The organism is Youngiibacter multivorans, from assembly GCF_017873395.1.
In the GTDB taxonomy this organism is placed as follows: domain Bacteria; phylum Bacillota; class Clostridia; order Clostridiales; family Clostridiaceae; genus Youngiibacter; species Youngiibacter multivorans.
The window spans coordinates 1-1,563 of record NZ_JAGGKC010000073.1; the positions used below are offsets into that span (position 1 = coordinate 1).

A 1,563-nucleotide genomic window follows, 5' to 3' on the forward strand; every position below is an offset into this window, starting at 1 on the left:
CGGATGCGAGAAAGACTTTATAGATCAAGCTATAAAGGGCGCATGGCGAATGCCTTGGCATCAGGAGTCGAAGAAGGTCGCGATAAGCTGCGAAAAGCTTGGGGTAGACGCACATAGTCTGAGATCCCAAGATTACCGAATGAGGCAACTCACTGGGGAAACCCCCAGTATCCGTACATGAATAGATAGTGTACGGAGGACAAACCCAGGGAACTGAAACATCTTATTACCTGGAGGAAGAGAAAGAAAAATCGATTTCCCTAGTAGCGGCGAGCGAAAAGGAAAGAGCCCAAACCGGAGGACATGTCCTCCGGGGTTGCGGGGAACCCATCACGAAGAAGGAATCAAGCGGAACACAGCTGGAAAGCTGGACCATAGGGGGTAACAGTCCCGTACGCGAACGAGAAGATCTTCAGGGTTCTACCAGAGTACCACGAGACACGTGAAACCTTGTGGGAAGCAGGGAGGACCACCTCCCAAGGCTAAATACTACCTGATGACCGATAGTGAAGCAGTACCGTGAGGGAAAGGTGAAAAGAACCCCGGAAGGGGAGTGAAATAGAATCTGAAACCGTGCGCCTACAACCGGCCAGAGCACCATAAGCGTGTGATGGCGTGCTTTTTGTAGAACGAGCCAACGAGTTACGGTGTGCAGCGAGGTTAAGTACTTAAGGTACGGAGCCGAAGGGAAACCGAGTCTGAACAGGGCGAATAGTTGCATGTCGTAGACCCGAAACCGGGTGACCTATCCATGGCCAGGTTGAAGCGAGAGTAAAATCTCGTGGAGGACCGAACCAAACTGGTGTTGAAAAACCATGGGATGAGCTGTGGATAGCGGAGAAATTCCAATCGAACCCGGAGATAGCTGGTTCTCCTCGAAATAGCTTTAGGGCTAGCGTCGGATATGAGTCATGGAGGTAGAGCACTGAATGGGCTAGGGGGCATATCGCTTACCGAACCTTATCAAACTCCGAATGCCATGAACTATAGAGTCCGGCAGTCAGACTGTGTAAGATAAGTTTCATAGTCGAAAGGGAAACAGCCCAGACCGTCAGCTAAGGTCCCAAAGTACAGGTTAAGTGGAAAAGGATGTGGGATTTCAAAGACAACTAGGATGTTGGCTTAGAAGCAGCCACTCATTAAAAGAGTGCGTAATAGCTCACTAGTCGAGAGATCCCGCGCCGAAGATGTCCGGGGCTAAAACCTGTCACCGAAGCTACGGGTGCAAGTCTTATGACTTGCGCGGTAGAGGAGCGTCCTGTATGGGGAGAAGCCGTACCGAAAGGAGCGGTGGACTGTACAGGAGTGAGAATGTTGGCATAAGTAGCGAGATGCGGGTGAGAATCCCGCAGGTCGAAAATCTAAGGTTTCCTGAGGAAGGCTCGTCCGCTCAGGGTTAGTCGGGACCTAAGCCGAGGCCGAAAGGCGTAGGTGATGGACAATCGGTTGATATTCCGATACCGCTTTCAAGCGTTTGACCAATGGGGTGACGCAGGAGGATAGGGTGTGCGTACTGATGGATGTACGTCCAAGCATTTAGGGAGTACAGGGAGGTAAATCCCC

The 1,563-nt window shown here is 51.3% G+C and carries 1 rRNA gene; it reads left to right on the plus strand.

Annotated features, from left to right (window positions below):
* Positions 1-22: 22 nt before the first annotated feature.
* A 23S ribosomal RNA gene (locus J2Z34_RS17510) occupies positions 23-1,563 on the plus strand; the annotation flags it as partial.